This window comes from Chryseobacterium sp. SIMBA_028 (genome assembly GCF_046535285.1).
GTDB lineage: Bacteria > Bacteroidota > Bacteroidia > Flavobacteriales > Weeksellaceae > Chryseobacterium.
Genome location: NZ_JAWRWZ010000630.1, coordinates 1 through 249, shown reverse-complemented (window position 1 = coordinate 249; position 249 = coordinate 1). Strand labels below are relative to the sequence as shown.

General features: G+C 41.4%; 1 protein-coding gene. It reads right to left on the bottom strand.

Annotation, left to right across the window (positions count from 1 at the left end; all coding sequences use genetic code 11):
• On the bottom strand, positions 1-249 hold a 249-nt coding region (locus tag SCA31_RS24750), incomplete at both ends, for a hypothetical protein (protein WP_410699605.1).

Sequence of the window (249 nt, the reverse complement as noted above, 5' to 3'; positions counted from 1 at the left end):
ATTGTCTCTATTAATGACTGCTGCTTCTTTGATTTCCGGATGGCTTAATAGGACATTTTCAATCTCTCCGAGCTCGATCCGGTATCCTCTTATCTTCACTTGACTGTCTAGTCTTCCGATAAATTCAATTCGGCCATCGGACAGTCTTTTCACCAAATCTCCCGTCTTGTACATTCTTTTTCCTGGCTCAAACGGACTTTGGATAAACTTTTCTTCCGTTAATTCCGAGTTGTTCACATACCCTTTTGC